Genomic DNA, 17,143 nt, shown 5'->3' with positions numbered 1-17,143 from the left:
GTCCGACCGCAAGGAACGGACGAACCCATGACCCGTACGACGTTGGCGCTCTCGGGCGCCCTGACCCTCCTGCTGGCCGGACCGGCCGCCGCGCAGGTGACCACCGGGGGGGCCGGCAATACAGGGGTCACCGCACCGCCCACCACAGGCGGCGTCGGAGCCGGCACGGTGGGCAGCGGACCCGGCGCCCCGATCACCACGGGCGCGACGGCCAATCCCAGCAACTCCTCCGTCCCGGGCACGACACCAGGGGTGAATATCGGCGGCACGCCGACGAGCGGCCCGCCCGGCACCGGCGGCACCGCGGGCGGTCCGGCACTCGGCAACCGCTGAAGCCGCGTTCCGGAAGGCGGCCGCCGGCTTTCGGACAAGGACGATGCGCGCGAGGCGCATCCACGCGGGCGGGTGCCGGCACCCGGCCCACGGCGCCGCGAAACGAACGTCGCGCGCCGGGGCGGCTCACTCGCCCCAGTCGATATCCAGGGACCGCTCGAACGCGGCCGCCGACATCTCCTTACCCTTGGGATCGGCGACCACGATCTCCCGGAACCCGCGCCGGACGAGTTCCCAGGTCTTCTCCATGGCCTGCTCGTCGGTCCCGCACGCGAAGGTCATGACGCGGCCGGACGGATCGATCCCCTTGACGGTGAACACGACGCTCTCCTCAAATCCCCGCCCGCATATAGCGCGGCGCACGCGATACTGCCCACCGACGCGGGCGCCCCGGGACCCGCAAGGCGGTCGCGACGTTTCCCCGGACCAGGAAGGCCACGCATGACTGATTCGCGAGAGCCCACGAGCGTACCGGATCGGACGTTGCCTCCGGTCGACCCGGAGGTGGAGACCGGCCCCGCGGAGGCCGAGCCGGGCGCCTCCAACAAGCCCCTGCCGACCAGCGACGACGCGCCCGAGGTCGGGCTGTCGCAGAAGGGCGGTGGCGAGGACGCGGTCGTCCGGCGCGAGACGGAGATCTGACAGAATCGGGGGTCCCGTCACGCGCCCATCCCTGGACCTTATCGCTTGTGCAGTGCACAACAGCCATGGCCGCGGCCAGACGTGCGGCCGAAGGAGACCAGTCATGGCTAACATTCCCAGCTTCGAGGTCCCGCCGCAGATGCGCGATCTGGCCGAAACCAGTGTCGAGCAGGCCCGCAAGGCGTTCGGAACGTTCATCGGTTCGGCACGCCGCGCCACCGATACCCTTCAGGGCTCGACGGACCTGACCCGGACCAATGCTTCGGACATCTACGCCCGCAGCCTGGACTATGCCGAACAGAACGTCCGTGCGGCGTTCGACCTCGCGCAGAAGCTCGCAGCCGCCAAGTCCTTCCCGGAAGCGATGCAACTCCAGGCCGAATACGTGCGCGAGCGGTTCGCCGCGATGCAGTCCCAGGCCAAGGAACTCGGCGGCCTCACGCAGGGTGCGATGCAACAGGGGGCCGAGCGCGCTAAGGCTGCGATGCAGCAGGGTGTCGACGAGACCCGCAAGGCGGTCAAGCAAGGTCAGGATGCGGCCCAGCAGATGGGCCAGGAGACGCAGAACGCCGCTGACCAGGCGTCGCACTGAGCGCAGGCACCGGAAGACCCGGCCCTTCGGGGCCGTCGCCTCCGGTCGCGTTCGGACGAGACATGTCCTGACGCCGTCTGCGGGAGCCGTTTCCGATCACATTGCGATCGGGAGCGGCTCTCAGTCCTCGATGCCACGCGCTCGCTCACGCTGAACGGGTCCCTCCTTCGGCGGCGCGCGCTCTATCCGGGACGTGGAGTTGCCGATGATGTACGGCGAAGTTGGACGCTTGACGGACGAAGCCATCCGGCTCGGCATCCGCCAGGCCGATAACGCGGCCCTTCTCGCGGTTGCGATGCACTCTGCGTGGCTCGACCTGTGGCTGGAGAGTTACCACGCCACGAGCGCTGTGCTGAACACAGGACCGGAGCAGCGCGCCCGGACCCGCCGCCTGATCGAGCGCGGCGTCTCACCGAGTCTCGCTGCGCAGGACCTGCACCTCGTCCGATAGCCGATACGCCGAACCGGATCCCGGTCCGGCTCAACGCGGCGCGACGAGTTCAGCGAGCCGATTCGGCCGAGGCCTGGTCCATCGGCCGGACGACGGCGGCCACCGGGATGCGGCCGGCATGCGTGGCCGACACGGGCTGGGGGGTGGTGGTCAGATCGTGAGCCGAGCGCGCCTGCGTGGTCGCGCGGGCCTGGTCGCGATACAGCGGCGGCGTCAGGTGGAGGTCGTCCTGCGCGAAGGCCGGGGCGGTGAAGATGGCGGCAGAGGTGAGCGCCGCCGACGCGAGGATGAGGATCGTGCGCATGGTGCGACTCCGGTTCGATCGCGGGATGCAATCGCTGAGTGCATGAGACCACGGATTTGTGCGATGCGGTATGCTCATTTCGCATTGCAACATAACGCATCGCCGGAACGGTTATGCAGTTTTCGCGCGATCGCCTAAGCGATGCCCGTGTTCCGGGGCAGATCGCGCCATGCATTCGAGACAATTGAACTAAATTGCCGTCCCTGAACTGGAAAAGATAAATTGATCTCGCGCGAAAGTTTATTTCACCACGCAGGTCCCGGCGAGGGAAGCCTGCGGTTCCTTCGGGCAGCGCTGCCGCCCTCCGCCGTTCGGCGGCCGTGATCGCTCACCCTCGAACACGTGCTCGCGCGCCCGCGCCGGCACCACGACGGTCGGACTGGGCAGACGAAACGTGAAGCGGCGTCCGGCAGCGTAGAAAAAAGTTCTCCCGAACCTCGGCGCCTCCCCCTTGTAGGAGGTCGGCGGCGCGCGACATTTCCTGACGAGGCGTCGGTTCGGAGCCGGATGCTCCGGATCGTGAGGGGCCGGCCCGGGCGCCACGTCGCACGGATCGCGACGGTGGGCAGGCCTCGCAGCGTTCGCGACACGAACCGGCAACACGAACGCCAGGCTCACGTCACATGAGCCGGTTAGACAGAGTTCAATTCTGACGTCATCCGGAGCGTGCCCATGACGCCCGCAGACCTCGACAAGCGTGCCGAGTTGACCGTGTGGCCGAACCGCTCGCGTGGGCGGTCCGCCGAAGGGCGCCCCTACGCGACCCTGCGTGAGGCGCTTGCGGCGGCGGCCGAGGCGATCGCCTTGGAGGACGCGCAGCCCTGGATCATCACCGAGGAGGGCGACGTGCTCTCACCGGGCTGGATCCGGGCCAACACCCGATCGAGCGCCCTGCAGTGATGCCCGGTGTCAGACAGTGGAGGGTGAGGGGATCCGCTCAGCACCCGATGCAGATGTCGTGCACCACATGGGCCCGGCGGGGACCGGTCCGTTGGTTCGGCAACTTTCCATCCGTCGCAGGAAAGCCGCTGCCGAGCACCTGAAACCGTCTGCGGCCGGCGGCCGGGTCGGCAGTCGCGGGTTGCGCCGGCGCCGGGGCGCCCGCATCGGCCGGGGGCGCCTGGCTCGGCGCGCTGTTTGCCATGCCGGGATCCGGCGGGGGCATCATCATCCCCTGCGCGGGCGCCGTCGGCGCGAACTCGCCCGCCAGCGCGGAGACGGGGGCGCAGACCAGGACGACCAGGATCAGCCGAGACCGCACCGGCATGTCGCTCTCTCCGCTTCTCCCCGCAGGACGGTGACCGGCACGCCGGGGCGCGCCGGCCGGGTGAATCTCAGTAAGCCCGGCCGTAGAACGGCTTGGAGACCGGATGATATCGGTCGCTCACCGGCCACGTATAGGGCTGGTCTTTAGAGGTACGGAGATCGGAGCCGAATCGCGGGGCGTTGAACCCGATGCCGTGGAGGGCGCCGGTCCGGCCCTTGGCACCCTGGGTCGCGGACGCGACATCGCGGGCCAACGCTGCGCTCGACAGGCCCATGGCGAGAACGGCCGCACATGAAACGCGGCCCAGCATAACGGCTCTCCTGACGTCTCGCATCGTCGCCTCCCATCCCGGCCGAGGTGCCGGACCTGAAGCAACGGCAGCCCTTTCGCGAGGGTTCCGCCAGTCCTCGCGACGGCCTCAGAACGCGTTCGCGGCGCCGAAGCAGGCCACCGCGAGCGGTCCGTTGCAGGCGGTGTCGGTCTGGCCGGTCCCGGCCGCGATGCCGGCGCCGCCGACCGCTCCGCCGCCGCCACGGGCCACGGTGTCGGCCCCGGCGAGGTCCTGGACCGGCGCCGCGTTCGCAGCGCCCGCGATGCCGGCGCCGCCGAACGCGCCGCCCCCGGTGGCGGTGGCTGTGGCGGACGCCGCGGTCACGGCCGGGTCGACGGCGGTCAGCCCCGCCGAGCTGGTGCCGATCCCGGCCCCGGTCCCGAATCCGCCCGCCCCGGAGGCCACCGCCGAGGCCGAGGTCGCATTGGTGTTCAGGCTCGTGCCGATGGCCGAGCCGCCGCCGAAGCCCCCCGTCCCGAAGTTCGAGAGCGCGTTGCCCGAGATCGACCCGATCGCCGAACGCGTCGACGTGTTGAAGCCGTTGCGCGTGCCGGTCGCGCCGATCGTGCTCCCGGTTCCGCTCGAACTCGATGGCGTTCCGGTGACGCCGGCGCCGCCGGTCGATCCGGATCCCGAGAGGCCCAGCCGGGCCGTGCCGGCGCTGGTGGCGCCTGTCGGCGGCGCGATGCTGCCGCCCCCGGAACCGCCGCCGCCGAAGCTCAGCTGCCCGGCATTCACGAGGCCGCCGCCCTGGGCCGAGAGGGTCGGGAACGGGCCGGAGGTGGAGCCGCCGCCGAGGCTGAGCTGTCCCGGGTTGGCGGTCGCCGTCAGCGGCTCCAGGGAGGCCGCCGCGGGGACCGTCGCGGTGGCGGACAGGTTCTGGGCCCAGGCCGGAGCGGCGAACGGGACCAGCAGGGCGGCGGCGAGGATGACCCGCATGGCTGTCGGATTCCACGAGACGGTGTGTCCTGGGCCAACACAACCGATTCGGGTGGGTTCCGCCGTCTCGGGTCCCGCCGCTGATTCAAGGGCCGGGTCGGGCCGTCGCGTCAGGCCGCCCGCACCCACACCGCGGTGTCGTGGAACGTGGCGCCGTCGTTGGGGGCGGCCGGCGTGTCGCCGATCAGCGCGTTGATGCCGCGCCCGCCCGAGAACGAGGCCGCCGGCCACAGGCTCTCGACCACCACGATCCCGGGCGGCTGCCCCTCCGCGAGGCGCGCGTGCAGCCGGACCTGGCCGCGGGTGTTGCCGATCTCCACCGCGTCCCCGGTGGCGATCCCGAGGCGGGCGCCGTCCTCCGGATGGAGCAGGCAGGTCGGGCGGCCCTCGCGCCGGATCGATTCCGGGCTGTTCGAGAAGGTCGTGTTGAGGAACTGGCGGGCCGGGGGCGCCACCATCCGGAACGGACGCTCGGCGTCGGCCGGCTCCGAGACCGCCCAATGGTCGGGCAGGGCTGGCATGCCGGCGGCGCGCGGACCGAGCGCCGACCAGTCCGGCCCGAACCGGAACCGCCCGTCCGGGTGGCCGAAGCCGGTGAGGAAATGGCTCTCGGCAAAGCCCGGCTGCGCGTCGATCCAGCGCTCCTGCTCCAGCCGGCCGAGGCCGCCCCAGCCCGAGCGGGCCAGGGTCGCGTCGGCCAGATCCCGGGCGTTCAGGTCGAAGCCCGCATGCCCGGCCCCGAGCCGGCCGGCGAGGGCGGCGATCAGGTCGTGGTTGGAGCGGCATTCCCCCGGCGGCGGCAGGAGGGCCGGCCCGGACTGGATGTGGCTGTGCCCGCCGGCCCCGTAGATGTCGTCGTGCTCCAGGAAGGTGGTGGCCGGCAGGACGAGGTCGGCGAGCGCCGCCGTCTCGGTCATGAACTGCTCGTGCACGGCCACGAACACGTCCGGCCGCAGCAGCCCGGCGCGCACCCGGTTGCTGTCGGGAGCCGAGGCGGCCGGGTTCGCCGACTGGATCAGCATCGCGCGCACCGGCGGCCCGCCCTGCAGGGCGTCGGGATCGTCGGCCAGGATCGCGCCGATCCGGCTCATGTCGAGTTCGCGCACCCCCGGGGCCTTGGCGTCGAGGCCCTCGGTCAGGGTCTTGTCCCAGTTGAAGATCGCGGCGTTCTGCCAGAGGGCGCCGCCGCCCTCGTGCTGCCAGGCGCCGGTCACGGTGGGCAGGCAGGTCACCGCGTGCAGGTTGACCGCGCCGTTATGCGTCCGGGTGAAGCCGAAGCCGCAGCGGATGTAGCTGCGCGGCGTCGACCCGTAGAGCGCCGCGAACGCCTCGATCTCCGCGACCGTGAGGCCGGTGATCGCGGCCGCCCACGCCGGGTCGCGCGTGGCGAGATGCGCCTCGAGCGCCACCGTGTCCTCGGCATGGGCCGCCAGGTAGGCCCGGTCGGCGTGACCGTCGCGGAACAGCACGTGGAGCACCGCGCAGGCCAGCGCCCCGTCGGTGCCGGGCCGGGGGGCGAGGTGGAGGTCGGCCGCCGCGGCGGTGCCGGTGCGATAGGGATCGATCACCACCAGCTTGGCGCCGCGCGTCTTGCGGGCCCGGCTGATGTGGCTCATCGCGTTGACCTGGGTGCTCACGGGGTTGCCGCCCCAGACCACGATCAGGTCGGAGAGCGCCATCTCCCTCGGGTCCGGACCCGCGATGCGGCCGATCCCGGCGCTCCAGCCGGCGATGGCGATGGCGGTGCAGATGGTGCGCTTGCGCCGGGAATAGCCCATCACGTGGGTCAACCGGTGGATGCTGTCGCGCTGGACCAGGCCCATCGTGCCGCCGGAATTGTACGGCCAGACCGCCTCCGGACCGTAGCGCTCGGCCGTCTCGCGGAAGGCCGCGGCCAGCCGGTCGAGGGCCGCGTCCCAGGTGATCGGCCGCCACTGGCCGCTGCCCTTCTCGCCGACGCGTTCCAGCGGCCCGAGAATCCGGTCCGGGTGGTGGACCCGCTCGCCGTAGCGGCTGACCTTCGCGCAGATCACCCCGGCCGTGTAGGGGTTGTCGCCCCCCTTCACCGAGACGACGCGGCCGTCCGCCACCTGCACGTCCAGGCTGCAGGCCGAGGGGCAATCGTGCGGGCAGACGGTCCGGGCCAAGCGACACACTCCGTGGCGTAGTCTCGTGGTGATGGCCGGGATGATGCAAGCGCCGTGCTTTTTTGAGGCGGGCGCACGCGAAAGCCGCGCGCTGGCTGCGATCCGTCCCTGCGGCTGGTCTGCCGGCCATCGAGGAATTCCAGCCCGGTCCGTTGAAGAAAAGGCCTTCATCCTGCCGGATTGCCGGTATGGTCTCGCGGCCCGGATCCGCTTTAACCAACGATTGTACCGTTGCCAGAAGAGTTCGCTCAAGGCTTGCGCCGCGCCGGCTGGCTCGCCGGCCTGCCCGCGCTCGCGCTGATCTGGGCTGGCGCGACGCTGTTCGCCACCCCGCAGATCGCCGACGCCCTCGACGCGGCCGGCGCGCGGGTCGCGTCCGGCACCGCCACGGCCGCCGGCGAGCCCTGGCTGCGGCTGGAGGCGCGCGGACGCGACCTGGCGGCGGAGGGCGAGGCTCCGGATGTCGGCGAGCGCGAGACGGTGCTGGCCAAGCTCGCCGCCCTGGACGGCCCCCGGCGAATCGTCTCGGAGATCGGCCTGGTGGAGACCGCCGCGCCGTTCCTGTGGGCGGCGATCCGCACCGGCTCGGCCCGGGTGGCGCTGGAGGGCAGCCGCCCGGCGGAGATCGGACGGCAGGCCCTGGAGGCGCAGATCACCGGGGCGCTGGCGCCCGGCACCGCCCTCGACGACACCGCCCGGGCGGCCCGGGGCGCGCCGCCCGATTTCGCCAGCGCGGCGGCGTTTTTGGCAGCGCGGCTGTCCGGGCTCGCCAAGGGCGGCCGGGCGGCGCTCAGCGACACGGTGCTCAGCCTGTCCGGCGAGGCCCTGGACGTGCCGGCCTACGAGGCGCTGCGGACCGCCCTGGCGAACCCGCCGGCCGGGTTCAGCGTCGGGCGGATCGAGATCGTGCCGCCCGCGGTGGCGCAGTTCCGGTTCTCGGTGGCGAAGTCGGCCCGGGGAATCGTGCTCGACGGGTTCGCGCCCTCCGCGGCGGACCGGGAGGCGGCCCTGCGGGCGGCCGCCGAAGCGGTCCCGGGGGGCAGCGTGCAGGACCGGCTGCTCACCGCCCGGGGGCTCGACCCGGCGATCGACCCAAAGACCCTGATCGGCTTCGCGTTCCGGCTGGCCGAGCTGATCCAGTCCGGCACCGTCACCTTCGCGGACGATTCCGTCTCGGTCACCGGCGACGCCATCGACGCTCAGGCGATTCCCGACGCCGCCGCGCTGATGCGCGAGGCCCGGCCCGCCGGCGTGAAGCCCGGCCCGGTGACGCTGGCGGCACGGCCGCTCTCGCCCTACCGGGTTGCGATCCGCCGGACCCCGGAGGCGGTCACGCTCACCGGCCACCTGCCCGACGACGCCACCCGGGAGCGGGTGCTGGCCGCCCTGCGCCCGCGCCTGTTCCGCGAGCCGGTGATCGACCGGACGCGCCTGGCCGACGGCGCCCCGCCGGACCTCGGCGCCGCGCTGGCGGCGGCCGCCCCCCTGGTGGCCAACCTCGCGGCCGGGGAGGTGGCGGTCTCGGACCGGGCGCTGACGCTCACCGGCGAAAGCCTCTACCGCGAGGCCGCGTCCCGGACGCCGGAGCGCCTGGCCGAGGTGCTACCCCCCGGCTGGACCGGGCGGGCCGCCGTCACGGCCCGCCAGCCCGCCGAGACCCGCGACCCGGCCGCCTGCCGGGCGGAGGCGGGCGCCGCGATCGCCGGGACGTCCCTGCGCTTCCCAACCGGCAGTGCGACCCTCGGGCCGGCCTTCTACTCGGTGCTCGACACCCTTGCGGCCCTGGCCAAGGCCTGCCCGACCCTGCGCATCGCGGTCTCGGCCCCGGCCGACCCGGCCAAGGCGAAGCCGGCCCAAGGGGTTGGGGGGACGGCTGGGGAGGGGGCTGGGGCAGTGGCCGGGGAGGGGGCCGGGGCGGGGGCCGGGGCGGGGGCCGCGGTCGAGGTCCCGCCGACCCCGATGGCCTCCCAGCCGGCGGCGACCGGTGCGGTCAAGGATGCGCCGAAGGAGCCCGCGAAGCCCGCCCCGAAGGCGCAGGCCGAGACGCACGCGGCCCCGAAGAAACCCGAAGCCGCCAAGAAGGCGGATGGCAAGAAGGCGGATGGCAAGAGTTCGGAGGGCAAGAGTTCGGGGGGCAAGAGTTCGGAGAGCAAGTCTGCCGCCTCCAGGCCCGCGTCGTCCCAGAAGTCCGCGAAGCCTTCGCCCCCCAAGGAGGCCACGGACGACCCGCCCCTCGACCTGACGCGCCTGCGTGCCCAGGCCGTGATCGAGTATCTGCTCCAGGCTGGCGTGCGGCCGGACCAGGTCGGCGCCGGGCCGGACGCGCCGGCCGGACCCGTCATCCTGGCGCTGCTGCCGTGAGGGAAGGACCGCGCGCCCGCGCCGGTTTGCGCCTATGATCGTTGCCACATGACGTTCGTGACCGCCCCCTATTCCGACCCGCCCAGTCCTTCTGAGATGCCGCGCAGCGGCTTCGAAGGAGGGCGCCGGGGATCGCCGCGGCATCCGGGGGCCTCCTGCGACGCGACCGCGGCGAGGCGGCTCGTGGGAGGCTGTGAGGCGTTCGCTTCATCGCTCGGGACAGACGATGACGTGGCGGCGTTGCTCGGAAGGGCCATCCCGCTGCGCGAGCCGAGTTGGGATGGCTCCCGCAGGTTCGGGGCCGAGGTCGACGACCGACCGCGACAGGCCTGCTCTCCGGTGCGGAAGAGGGGACCGGCACGGTATCCCGAGGCGCGATCGCGATCGGCGCCCGGGAGACCGACGGGCGATCGATCGAAGGCCTCACGGCCTCTCAGGATGCGGGAGCGGGGCGGGCAGCCCTGCCGCAGCGCCGCCGGGAGGGCCGGACGGCCGTGACGCTGCTGATCGCCGGCTTCTGGCCCGGACTCGCCGGGGCGTCCGCGCTCGGCCTGCTGGTCGGGGCGCTCGCGGGCTGGCCGGCCCGGCCAGGGGTGCCGCTCGCCCTGTGCGGGCTGGCCGTGCTGCTGGCGGGAATCGCGCTCGCCGGGATCGTGCCGGGGCTGCTCGGCCTGTGGCTGGAGGGCGCCGCCCTGATGCTGCCGCCCTACCTCGCCGGCTGCGCGCTCGGCGCCCTGGGCCGCCGACTGGCCGCGCGGCCCTGACGCCGCGGCGTCGAACGGCACGGGAACCGGTCCACCCCCCGCCGACGTTGCGTCAGCATGCATGGCCCATGGGGCCTACACCCAGAAGAGGCGATCCGATGCCGAACCTGACGCGCTCCGCCCGACGCTACGCCCTTCGCCTGCCGCGCCCCCGGGCCGGTGCGGCCGCCACCGGCCTGTTCCTGGCCGCCCTGGCGCTCTCGGCCGCCACGGTCCCGCTGGTCGAGCCGACGAACGCCAGCACCGCCCAGGCCTCGCTGGCCCGCTGAGGATCCACGGGGGCGGCGTTCCAAAGAAGGTTCGCCCCGCCGACGACGCGCGCGCTCCCTCCCCCCTCTGCGGGGGAGGGTGGCTCCCGAAGGGGGTCGGGAGAGGGGTAGCGCGACGGTACAGCGTATGGCTCCCGTCATGACCTCTCCGGACACGGCACACCCCTCTCCCGACCCGGCCTGACGGGCGGCCCACCCTCCTCCGCAGAGGGGGGAGGGAGTGAACGCGCAACATCCACTCCGGCCTGCAACCCCCACCCCTCCGACGCCGTTGTCAGCCCGGGCGGAGCCCGCCCCGGAGGTCAGCGCATGGGTTTGCTCGAATCGGCGATCGGCGGCGTGCTCGGTCAGGTGTTCGGCGGCCAGAAGCAGGGGGCCGGGGGGATGTCGCCCCTGGTGAAGGCCCTGCTGATGCTGCTGCTCGCCAAGGGCGCCAGCGGCGGCTTCGGCGACATCTTCGGGCGCGGCCATCAGGGTGAGCCCGGGCCCGAGGCCGACCGGTCCGGCGGCGCCGGCCCCTACGGGCGCGATCCGGGCCAGCACCCGGCCGATTCCGGCGGGCGCGGCGACCCGGGCGACATCGGCGGCTGGGACCAGTCCGGCCAGCGCCGGGAGGCCGGCCCTTCCGACCCGTCCCTGCCGCCCGGCGATTTTTCCGACCTGTCCGGCATGCTCGACGGCCCGGGCGAGTCCGGCCCGGCCCGGACCGGCGCCGACCCGGCCCCGCGCGGCGGTTTCGGACAGGATGACGGACAGGGTGATCTCGGCGGCCTCGACGGCTTGGTCGACCGCTTCCGCCAGGGCGGTTTGGGCGACGTGATCGAATCCTGGATCGGCCACGGCGGTAACCGCCCGGTGGCCCCGGCCCAACTCGCCCAGGCACTCGGCCCCGACACCCTCGACACCCTCCAGAGCCAGACCGGGATGGACCGCGAGACACTGCTCTCGCAGCTCGCCCAGGCGCTGCCGGAGGTGGTGCACGCGCTCACGCCTCAGGGGCGGGTGCCGGGGGCGGAGGAGCGGCGGGGGTGGTGAGGGTTGCGGTCACCCGCGTGCAGGAAAGCCGGAATGACTTGGTGGGTCGTAAGCGACCCGAAGCTTCGATCTTCTGAAGCATAAGAGTTCAAGCGATCACCGCCTGCCACAAGCGGATTTTCCGATCTCTCCCTCATCCTGCGGTGCTGCGCAGCAGCCTGGAAAGAGCCCGCCAGGGATCACCGTGACCTCTGGAGATCTCCTTCGAGGCCTACTCTGTGGCACCGCAGGATGAGGGGGAGGTTGGGACGATCATCAAACATATTCGGCGCGTCGCCGACGTCCTCCTCCAGCGGAGACCGAATCGCCCGTCAGGACTTCCAAGGGTAAGCGGTGAGGGACCGCCACTGCGTAGCGCTGGTGACTTCCCAAACGCTGCGGAGCGACATGACACGTCCATCCGGCGCTTCCAGAGGGCCTTCGAACACGCGGCGCGGCAAGCCGAGGGGAAGCACCACGGCGCGCCCCGGCCAATGATCGACCGCATGCTTCACCAGATCACCGGCGAGCCGTTCGGGCTCCTCCGCGGCATAGCCGAAGGCCTGCAGATACTTGGCTTTGGAGGCGCCATCGGTATGCAGAGGGTTGAGCAGGTAGCTGACGATCTTGGGCCATTCGACGGTCCAGACGATCGCTTCGACGTCGGCGGTCACACCGGGACGCGCTCGACGAGTCTGATGTCCCCGGGCCGGACCGTCGCCAGCGCGCCGACGGGTGTCGGAAACTCGACCACGTAGGCCTCACCGTCGCGATAAACGCCGACGATGGTTCCCTCCGTGCCCGGTGCCAGCACATCGCCATCGTCGCTGGTCGCAGCCGTCATCAATGCAACCCGGTCGAGATCCCGCAGACCCGACCGCGATGCGTCCTGCCGAAACTGGTAGGCGAATTCCAGCGTCATGGCGGCATGATAGGCGCGTGCCGGGATTGCGCAAGCACCGTTTCCGAAGACCAAGCTGAAGACTATCGGTCTCCCGAGAGCCGGTGTCCCTAGTCTTTCCCACCCGCAGCCTCATCCTGAGGCGCCGAAGCGAAGCAGAGGCCTCGAAGGAGGCCTCCAGCCAGCACCTCAATCCCTGGAGGCCTCCTTCAAGGCTGCTGCGCAGCACCTCAGAATGAGGTTGAGGTTTGGGATCGCACAGTCAGAAACGCAGCTGAGACCCGCGACCCTGCTTTTAATCACGCAAGACTAAGTAGCTTCGGCCGTCAGGCGACCCGCCGCATCACCAGCGACGCATTCGTCCCGCCAAACCCGAACGAGTTCGACAGCACCACGTCCACCTGCTTGCGCTTCGCCTCGAAGGGCACGAGGTCGATCTTGGTCTGGACGGAGGGGTTGTCGAGGTTGAGCGTCGGGGGGATCACGCCGTCGCGCAGGACGAGGATCGAAAAGATCGCCTCGACCGAGCCGGCGGCGCCCAGCAGGTGGCCGACCGAACTCTTGGTCGAGGACATCGTCGCGTTGGCGGCAGCATCCCCCAAAAGTCGCTCCACGGCCTTCAGCTCCAGTTCGTCGCCCATCGGCGTCGAGGTGCCGTGGGCGTTGATGTAGCCGATCTCGGCGGGCGAGATGCCGGCGCGCTTCACGGCCGCGGTCATGCAGCGGAAGGCGCCGTCGCCGTCCGGGGACGGGGAGGTGATGTGGTAGGCGTCGCCCGAGAGGCCGTAGCCGACCACCTCGGCGTAGATCTTTGCGCCCCGGGCCTTGGCGTGCTCGTACTCCTCGAGCACGACGATGCCGGCGCCCTCGCCCATGAGGAAGCCGTCCCGGTCGCGGTCGTAGGGGCGGGAGGCCTTTTCCGGGGTGTCGTTGAAGCCGGTGGTCAGCGCGCGGCAGGCCGAGAAGCCGGCGATCGACAGGCGGTTGACTGGCGATTCGGCCCCGCCCGCCACCATCACGTCGGCGTCGCCGAGCGCCACGAGGCGGCTCGCGTCGCCGATGGCGTGGGCGCCGGTCGAGCAGGCCGTGACCACGGCGTTGTTCGGGCCCTTGAGCCCGTAGGCGATCGAGACCTGGCCGGAGGCGAGGTTGATGATCCGGCCCGGGATGAAGAACGGCGAGATCCGGCGCGGGCCCTTCTCGTGGAGGGTGATCGCGGCGTCGTAGATGCCGCCGATGCCGCCGATGCCGGAGCCGATCAGCACGCCGGTGGCGCACTGTTCCTCATGGCTCTTGGGCAGCCAGTTGGCGTCCTTCAGGGCCTCGTCGGCCGCCGCCATCGCGTAGACGATGAATGGATCGACCTTGCGCTGCTCCTTGGGCTCCATCACCGCGTCGGGGTTGAAGGTGCCGTCGGTGCCGTCGCCGAACGGGACCTGCGCGGCGACCCGGCAGGGCAGGTCGGCGGATTCGAAGCCGCGGATCGGGCCGGCGCCGCTGTCGCCCGCGATCAGACGGCTCCAGGTGTGCTGCACCCCGCTGCCGAGCGGCGTGACCATCCCCAGACCCGTGACCACCACCCGCCGCATGCTACCTGTCCCGTCTCAAGAACCGTCTTGGGAAGCGCTCCCCCGCCGCCATCGACGCCGGCCCGGTGCCGGAGCGCATCTCGAACAACCGATCGCGGCCGGATCGGTGCCACCGAACCGCGAAACGCAGAACGGCGCGGGGGCTGCTTCGCCTCACCCGCGCCGCGTGAAACCGAATCCGGCGCCTTAAGCGGCCGAGTTCTTTTCCAGGAACTTCACCGCGTCGCCGACCGTCTGGATGGTCTCAGCGGCGTCGTCCGGGATCTCGACGTTGAATTCTTCCTCGAAGGCCATGACCAGCTCGACGGTGTCGAGGCTGTCGGCACCGAGGTCGTCGATGAAGTTGGCGCTCTCGACCACCTTCTCGGGCTCGACGCCCAGATGCTCGACGACGATCTTCTTCACGCGCTCAGCGATATCGCTCATCGGTCTTCCGTCCTCGTCCTTTTGGTCTGTCAGTCTTCTCGGGGTGCCGTGGCCGCGCCGCGCCCCTTCGGGCTTGTTGGCGAGCCGGTGTCGATCGCGCGTGTTTCGAGGTGAACTGGGAGGGCCCCGCCGGGGGGCCTTGGACTGAAAACCCGCTGAACCGTCAACCCCCTGTACGGCTGCGGGGCGTGGTAGCACAGGGTTCCCGCCCTGGCGAGAGCCGTTCAGAATCCCTTCATCGGTGTGGCCCGCGCGTGTCTAGGGCATCGCTTCGGACCTAGAACATCGCCATCCCGCCGTTCACGTGCAGGGTGTGGCCGGTGACGTACGCGGCCTCCGCGGACGACAGGTAGATGCAGGCGGCGGCAACCTCCGCGCCCTCGCCCAGCCGCCCGGCCGGCACCCGCGCCAGGATGCCCTCGCGCTGCTTCTCGTTGAGCGCGTCGGTCATCGGCGAGCTGATGAAGCCCGGCGCGATGCAGTTGACCGTGATCCCGCGCGAGGCGACCTCGGCGGCGAGCGCCTTGGTCATGCCCACGAGGCCGGCCTTGGCGGCGGCGTAGTTGCCCTGGCCGGGATTGCCGGTCGCGCCCACCACCGAGCCGATGTTGACGATCCGCCCGGAGCGGCGGCGCATCATGCCCTTCACCGCCGCGCGCGAGAGCCGGAAGGCCGCGGTGAGGTTGACGGCGAGCACCTGCTCCCACTCGTCGTCCTTCATCCGCATGAACAAGTTGTCCCGGGTGATGCCGGCATTGTTGACCAGGATGTCGAGGGGCCCGATCGCCGCCTCGGCCGCCGGCACGAGGCCCTCCACCGAGCCCTTGTCGGAGAGGTCGGCCGCCACCGAGCTCGCCCGCTCGCCGAGTTCCGCGGCCAGGGCCTCCAGCGCCGCGGGCCTCGTGCCGGACAGCGCCACGGTGGCACCCTGGGCGTGCAGCGCCCGGGCGATCGCCTGGCCGAGGCCGCCGGTGGCGCCGGTCACGAGGGCTTTCCGGCCGGTGAGATCGAACATGCGGGACTCCCTTTGTCCTAGAGCGAGAACGCCGCCACGTCCGCGGGCGTGCCGATGGCCGCGGCGCGGGCCTGGGGCGCGATGCGCTTGACCAGCCCGGTGAGCACCTTGCCGGCACCGAGCTCGTAGAACTGGTCGGCCCCCGCGCCCGCCATGGCGGCGACGCTCTCGCGCCAGCGCACCGTACCGGTGACCTGCTCGACCAGGGCCGCCCGGATCGCGTCGGGCTCCGCGACCGGGGCCGCGGTCACGTTGGCGTAGAGCGGCACCCGGGGGGCGTTCAGGGTCACGGCGGACAGCGCCCGCGCCATCGCGTCGGCGGCGGGCGCCATCAGGCGGCAATGGAACGGGGCGGAGACGTTGAGCATCACGGCGCGCTTGACCCCGCGCTCCGTGGCGATGCCGACGGCGCGCTCCACGGCCGCCCGGTCGCCCGACAGCACCACCTGGCCGCCGCCGTTGTCGTTGGCGACGTCGCAGGCCGCACCGTCCGATTCGAGCGAGGCCGCCTCCGCGATGCCGCGGGCCGCCTCGACATCGGTGCCGATCAGGGCCGCCATCGCGCCGACGCCCGGCGCCACCGCCGCCTGCATGGCCTCGCCGCGCAGGCGCAGCAGCCGGGCCGCATCCGCGATCGAGAGGCTGCCGGCGGCCGCGAGCGCCGCGTACTCGCCGAGCGAATGCCCGGCCACGCACGCGACGTCCCGGGCGAGGTCGAGGCCGCGCTCGGCCTCCAGCACGCGCAGGACCGCGAGGCTCGCCGCCATCAGGGCCGGCTGGGCGTTGGTGGTGAGGGTGAGTTCCTCGACGGGCCCCTCGAACATCAGCCGGGAGAGCGGCTGGGACAGGGCGTCGTCGACTTCGTCGAGCACGGCCCGCGCCTGCGAAAACTCCTCGGCCAGCGCCTTCGCCATGCCGACCGCCTGGCTGCCCTGGCCGGGAAAGATGAGTGCGCGCATGGCTTGTCTTGATCGCTCTCGCCGGGCGGCGCGCGAACGCCGCCCGTGTCGGCCGAAACTCTCGAATGGGGCGCGCACTCGCACCCGGGGCAGCGGGTGTCAACAATGCGTCGCACAATCCGCCACCCGCCCGGACCCTGCCCGCCGCGAAGCACCGCAGCTGCCCCCGTCCCACGCCCCTGTCCCACGCCCCTGTCCCCGCGCCCGCCAGACGCGCGCCCTGCGCAACCCGCTGTGCTTGTTGCACAACGCCATTCCGTGTAGAGTGCGGCCACACCCGACATCACCCGTCGCTTTAGCTGAGGAGCCGCCCCGCATGGCGCGCGTCACCGTCGAAGACTGCATCGAGAAGGTCGAGAACCGGTTCGAGCTGGTGCTCCTGGCGAGCCATCGGGCCCGCCTCCTGGCCGCCGGCGCCCCGCTCACCATCGACCGCGACCGCGACAAGAACCCCGTCGTGGCCCTGCGCGAGATCGGCGACGAGACGATCACGGCCGACGACCTCAAGGAACAGCTGATCCACTCGATGCAGAAATACGTCGAGGTCGACGAGCCGGAAGCCGAGACCGTGCCGCTGCTGTCGAGCTCGCCGGCCGCCGCCGCCGTGGCCCCGCAATCCTCCAGCGACGATGGGGCGGTCCAGTTCGACCGCATGAGCGAGGAGGACCTGCTGCGCGGCCTCGAGAACCTCGCTCCGCCGGTCGAGACCGACGACGAGGGCGAGTGAGCCCGAGAATCACCGAGGCGCGTGTAAGCCCAGGACAGCGAGCCGCACCACGTGGGTCTGGATGATCACGACCTGACCGCGACCGGACCCGGCGGAGACGCCGGGTTCTTGC

The 17,143-nt window shown here is 71.9% G+C and carries 22 protein-coding genes; 10 read left to right on the top strand and 12 right to left on the bottom strand.

What is annotated here, in order from left to right:
- Nucleotides 1-27: 27 nt before the first annotated feature.
- On the top strand, nucleotides 28-333 hold the full coding sequence (locus tag ACYQPG_RS21480) for a hypothetical protein (protein WP_147907036.1): 306 nt from the start codon (nucleotides 28-30) through the stop codon (nucleotides 331-333).
- Nucleotides 334-459: 126 nt separating this feature from the next.
- On the opposite strand, the gene ACYQPG_RS21475 is transcribed toward ACYQPG_RS21480, so the two are convergent.
- A complete protein-coding gene (locus tag ACYQPG_RS21475; protein ID WP_147857078.1) occupies nucleotides 460-654 on the bottom strand; it encodes a hypothetical protein in 195 nt (64 codons plus the stop codon).
- A 120-nt stretch (nucleotides 655-774) separates the two neighbouring features.
- On the opposite strand from ACYQPG_RS21475, the gene ACYQPG_RS21470 reads away from it, so the two are divergent.
- From ACYQPG_RS21470 to ACYQPG_RS21460, 3 genes are all read left to right on the top strand, one after another.
- Nucleotides 775-975 (top strand): hypothetical protein, encoded by a 201-nt coding sequence (locus ACYQPG_RS21470; RefSeq protein WP_147907037.1) that lies wholly within the window; start codon nucleotides 775-777, stop codon nucleotides 973-975.
- 103 nt (nucleotides 976-1,078) lie between these two features.
- Nucleotides 1,079-1,567 (top strand): phasin, encoded by a 489-nt coding sequence (locus ACYQPG_RS21465; protein WP_147907038.1) that lies wholly within the window; start codon nucleotides 1,079-1,081, stop codon nucleotides 1,565-1,567.
- 229 nt (nucleotides 1,568-1,796) lie between these two features.
- Complete coding sequence (locus ACYQPG_RS21460) at nucleotides 1,797-2,018, top strand: hypothetical protein (RefSeq protein WP_461231713.1); 222 nt, start codon at nucleotides 1,797-1,799, stop codon at nucleotides 2,016-2,018.
- Nucleotides 2,019-2,067: 49 nt separating this feature from the next.
- Here ACYQPG_RS21460 and ACYQPG_RS21455 read toward each other — a convergent pair whose 3' ends face one another.
- Nucleotides 2,068-2,322 (bottom strand): hypothetical protein, encoded by a 255-nt coding sequence (locus tag ACYQPG_RS21455; protein ID WP_147907040.1) that lies wholly within the window; start codon nucleotides 2,320-2,322, stop codon nucleotides 2,068-2,070.
- Between the two features lie 672 nt (nucleotides 2,323-2,994).
- On the opposite strand from ACYQPG_RS21455, the gene ACYQPG_RS21450 reads away from it, so the two are divergent.
- Nucleotides 2,995-3,222: a hypothetical protein gene (locus ACYQPG_RS21450; RefSeq protein WP_147907041.1), complete on the top strand. Its 228-nt coding sequence runs from the start codon at nucleotides 2,995-2,997 to the stop codon at nucleotides 3,220-3,222.
- 37 nt (nucleotides 3,223-3,259) lie between these two features.
- On the opposite strand, the gene ACYQPG_RS21445 is transcribed toward ACYQPG_RS21450, so the two are convergent.
- From ACYQPG_RS21445 to ACYQPG_RS21430, 4 genes are all read right to left on the bottom strand, one after another.
- Nucleotides 3,260-3,589 (bottom strand): hypothetical protein, encoded by a 330-nt coding sequence (locus ACYQPG_RS21445; protein WP_461231712.1) that lies wholly within the window; start codon nucleotides 3,587-3,589, stop codon nucleotides 3,260-3,262.
- A gap of 67 nt (nucleotides 3,590-3,656) precedes the next feature.
- Nucleotides 3,657-3,899, bottom strand: a complete 243-nt coding sequence (locus tag ACYQPG_RS21440) for a hypothetical protein (RefSeq protein ID WP_461231711.1) — start codon at nucleotides 3,897-3,899, stop codon at nucleotides 3,657-3,659.
- Between the two features lie 108 nt (nucleotides 3,900-4,007).
- Nucleotides 4,008-4,859 carry a hypothetical protein gene (locus ACYQPG_RS21435; RefSeq protein WP_461231710.1) on the bottom strand — a complete coding sequence of 284 codons (852 nt, stop codon included), beginning with the start codon at nucleotides 4,857-4,859 and terminating at the stop codon, nucleotides 4,008-4,010.
- Nucleotides 4,860-4,969: 110 nt separating this feature from the next.
- Nucleotides 4,970-7,006 carry a molybdopterin-containing oxidoreductase family protein gene (locus tag ACYQPG_RS21430; RefSeq protein WP_461231709.1) on the bottom strand — a complete coding sequence of 679 codons (2,037 nt, stop codon included), beginning with the start codon at nucleotides 7,004-7,006 and terminating at the stop codon, nucleotides 4,970-4,972.
- A 231-nt stretch (nucleotides 7,007-7,237) separates the two neighbouring features.
- On the opposite strand from ACYQPG_RS21430, the gene ACYQPG_RS21425 reads away from it, so the two are divergent.
- The 4 genes from ACYQPG_RS21425 to ACYQPG_RS21410 all read left to right on the top strand — a co-directional run bounded on the left by ACYQPG_RS21425 (nucleotide 7,238) and on the right by ACYQPG_RS21410 (nucleotide 11,435).
- Nucleotides 7,238-9,367 (top strand): BON domain-containing protein, encoded by a 2,130-nt coding sequence (locus ACYQPG_RS21425; protein ID WP_461231708.1) that lies wholly within the window; start codon nucleotides 7,238-7,240, stop codon nucleotides 9,365-9,367.
- Between the two features lie 494 nt (nucleotides 9,368-9,861).
- The gene (locus tag ACYQPG_RS21420; RefSeq protein WP_147910680.1) at nucleotides 9,862-10,131 is read left to right on the top strand and encodes a hypothetical protein; all 270 of its coding nucleotides are present in this window, start codon (nucleotides 9,862-9,864) and stop codon (nucleotides 10,129-10,131) included.
- Nucleotides 10,132-10,229: 98 nt separating this feature from the next.
- Nucleotides 10,230-10,400 carry a hypothetical protein gene (locus tag ACYQPG_RS21415; RefSeq protein ID WP_187193645.1) on the top strand — a complete coding sequence of 57 codons (171 nt, stop codon included), beginning with the start codon at nucleotides 10,230-10,232 and terminating at the stop codon, nucleotides 10,398-10,400.
- Between the two features lie 309 nt (nucleotides 10,401-10,709).
- Nucleotides 10,710-11,435, top strand: coding sequence for a YidB family protein (locus ACYQPG_RS21410; RefSeq protein WP_461231707.1), 726 nt, complete (start codon nucleotides 10,710-10,712; stop codon nucleotides 11,433-11,435).
- Between the two features lie 311 nt (nucleotides 11,436-11,746).
- Here ACYQPG_RS21410 and ACYQPG_RS21405 read toward each other — a convergent pair whose 3' ends face one another.
- The 6 genes from ACYQPG_RS21405 to fabD all read right to left on the bottom strand — a co-directional run bounded on the left by ACYQPG_RS21405 (nucleotide 11,747) and on the right by fabD (nucleotide 16,304).
- Nucleotides 11,747-12,088: a DUF6883 domain-containing protein gene (locus tag ACYQPG_RS21405; protein WP_461231706.1), complete on the bottom strand. Its 342-nt coding sequence runs from the start codon at nucleotides 12,086-12,088 to the stop codon at nucleotides 11,747-11,749.
- The gene (locus tag ACYQPG_RS21400; RefSeq protein ID WP_461231705.1) at nucleotides 12,085-12,336 is read right to left on the bottom strand and encodes a DUF4926 domain-containing protein; all 252 of its coding nucleotides are present in this window, start codon (nucleotides 12,334-12,336) and stop codon (nucleotides 12,085-12,087) included. Before ACYQPG_RS21400 ends, ACYQPG_RS21405 begins: the two co-directional genes overlap by 4 nt.
- A gap of 305 nt (nucleotides 12,337-12,641) precedes the next feature.
- Nucleotides 12,642-13,904 carry a beta-ketoacyl-ACP synthase II gene (gene fabF, locus ACYQPG_RS21395; RefSeq protein WP_461231704.1) on the bottom strand — a complete coding sequence of 421 codons (1,263 nt, stop codon included), beginning with the start codon at nucleotides 13,902-13,904 and terminating at the stop codon, nucleotides 12,642-12,644.
- Between the two features lie 186 nt (nucleotides 13,905-14,090).
- On the bottom strand, nucleotides 14,091-14,330 hold the full coding sequence (locus ACYQPG_RS21390; RefSeq protein ID WP_007559070.1) for an acyl carrier protein: 240 nt from the start codon (nucleotides 14,328-14,330) through the stop codon (nucleotides 14,091-14,093).
- A 277-nt stretch (nucleotides 14,331-14,607) separates the two neighbouring features.
- Nucleotides 14,608-15,345 (bottom strand): 3-oxoacyl-[acyl-carrier-protein] reductase, encoded by a 738-nt coding sequence (fabG, locus tag ACYQPG_RS21385; RefSeq protein WP_461231703.1) that lies wholly within the window; start codon nucleotides 15,343-15,345, stop codon nucleotides 14,608-14,610.
- Nucleotides 15,346-15,362: 17 nt separating this feature from the next.
- Nucleotides 15,363-16,304 (bottom strand): ACP S-malonyltransferase, encoded by a 942-nt coding sequence (gene fabD / locus ACYQPG_RS21380; protein ID WP_461231702.1) that lies wholly within the window; start codon nucleotides 16,302-16,304, stop codon nucleotides 15,363-15,365.
- A 316-nt stretch (nucleotides 16,305-16,620) separates the two neighbouring features.
- Here fabD and rpoZ point away from each other — a divergent pair, with 316 nt between their 5' ends.
- Entirely contained in the window at nucleotides 16,621-17,031 is a 411-nt protein-coding gene (rpoZ, locus tag ACYQPG_RS21375) for a DNA-directed RNA polymerase subunit omega (RefSeq protein ID WP_147855510.1), read from the top strand.
- Nucleotides 17,032-17,143: the final 112 nt, after the last annotated feature.

It is taken from the genome of Methylobacterium sp. CM6246, assembly GCF_054818005.1.
This window is presented reverse-complemented; position numbering and strand designations above follow the sequence as displayed.

Coding starts and splice junctions, on each gene's coding strand:
- fabD (WP_461231702.1), bottom strand. CDS start 16,304: ATGCGCGCACTCATCTTTCCCGGCCAGGGCAGCCAGGCGGTCGGCATG.
- ACYQPG_RS21410 (WP_461231707.1), top strand. CDS start 10,710: ATGGGTTTGCTCGAATCGGCGATCGGCGGCGTGCTCGGTCAGGTGTTC.
- ACYQPG_RS21415 (WP_187193645.1), top strand. CDS start 10,230: ATGCCGAACCTGACGCGCTCCGCCCGACGCTACGCCCTTCGCCTGCCG.
- ACYQPG_RS21390 (WP_007559070.1), bottom strand. CDS start 14,330: ATGAGCGATATCGCTGAGCGCGTGAAGAAGATCGTCGTCGAGCATCTG.
- ACYQPG_RS21455 (WP_147907040.1), bottom strand. CDS start 2,322: ATGCGCACGATCCTCATCCTCGCGTCGGCGGCGCTCACCTCTGCCGCC.
- fabG (WP_461231703.1), bottom strand. CDS start 15,345: ATGTTCGATCTCACCGGCCGGAAAGCCCTCGTGACCGGCGCCACCGGC.
- ACYQPG_RS21465 (WP_147907038.1), top strand. CDS start 1,079: ATGGCTAACATTCCCAGCTTCGAGGTCCCGCCGCAGATGCGCGATCTG.
- fabF (WP_461231704.1), bottom strand. CDS start 13,904: ATGCGGCGGGTGGTGGTCACGGGTCTGGGGATGGTCACGCCGCTCGGC.
- ACYQPG_RS21445 (WP_461231712.1), bottom strand. CDS start 3,589: ATGCCGGTGCGGTCTCGGCTGATCCTGGTCGTCCTGGTCTGCGCCCCC.
- ACYQPG_RS21480 (WP_147907036.1), top strand. CDS start 28: ATGACCCGTACGACGTTGGCGCTCTCGGGCGCCCTGACCCTCCTGCTG.
- ACYQPG_RS21435 (WP_461231710.1), bottom strand. CDS start 4,859: ATGCGGGTCATCCTCGCCGCCGCCCTGCTGGTCCCGTTCGCCGCTCCG.
- ACYQPG_RS21440 (WP_461231711.1), bottom strand. CDS start 3,899: ATGCTGGGCCGCGTTTCATGTGCGGCCGTTCTCGCCATGGGCCTGTCG.
- ACYQPG_RS21450 (WP_147907041.1), top strand. CDS start 2,995: ATGACGCCCGCAGACCTCGACAAGCGTGCCGAGTTGACCGTGTGGCCG.
- ACYQPG_RS21470 (WP_147907037.1), top strand. CDS start 775: ATGACTGATTCGCGAGAGCCCACGAGCGTACCGGATCGGACGTTGCCT.
- ACYQPG_RS21400 (WP_461231705.1), bottom strand. CDS start 12,336: ATGACGCTGGAATTCGCCTACCAGTTTCGGCAGGACGCATCGCGGTCG.
- rpoZ (WP_147855510.1), top strand. CDS start 16,621: ATGGCGCGCGTCACCGTCGAAGACTGCATCGAGAAGGTCGAGAACCGG.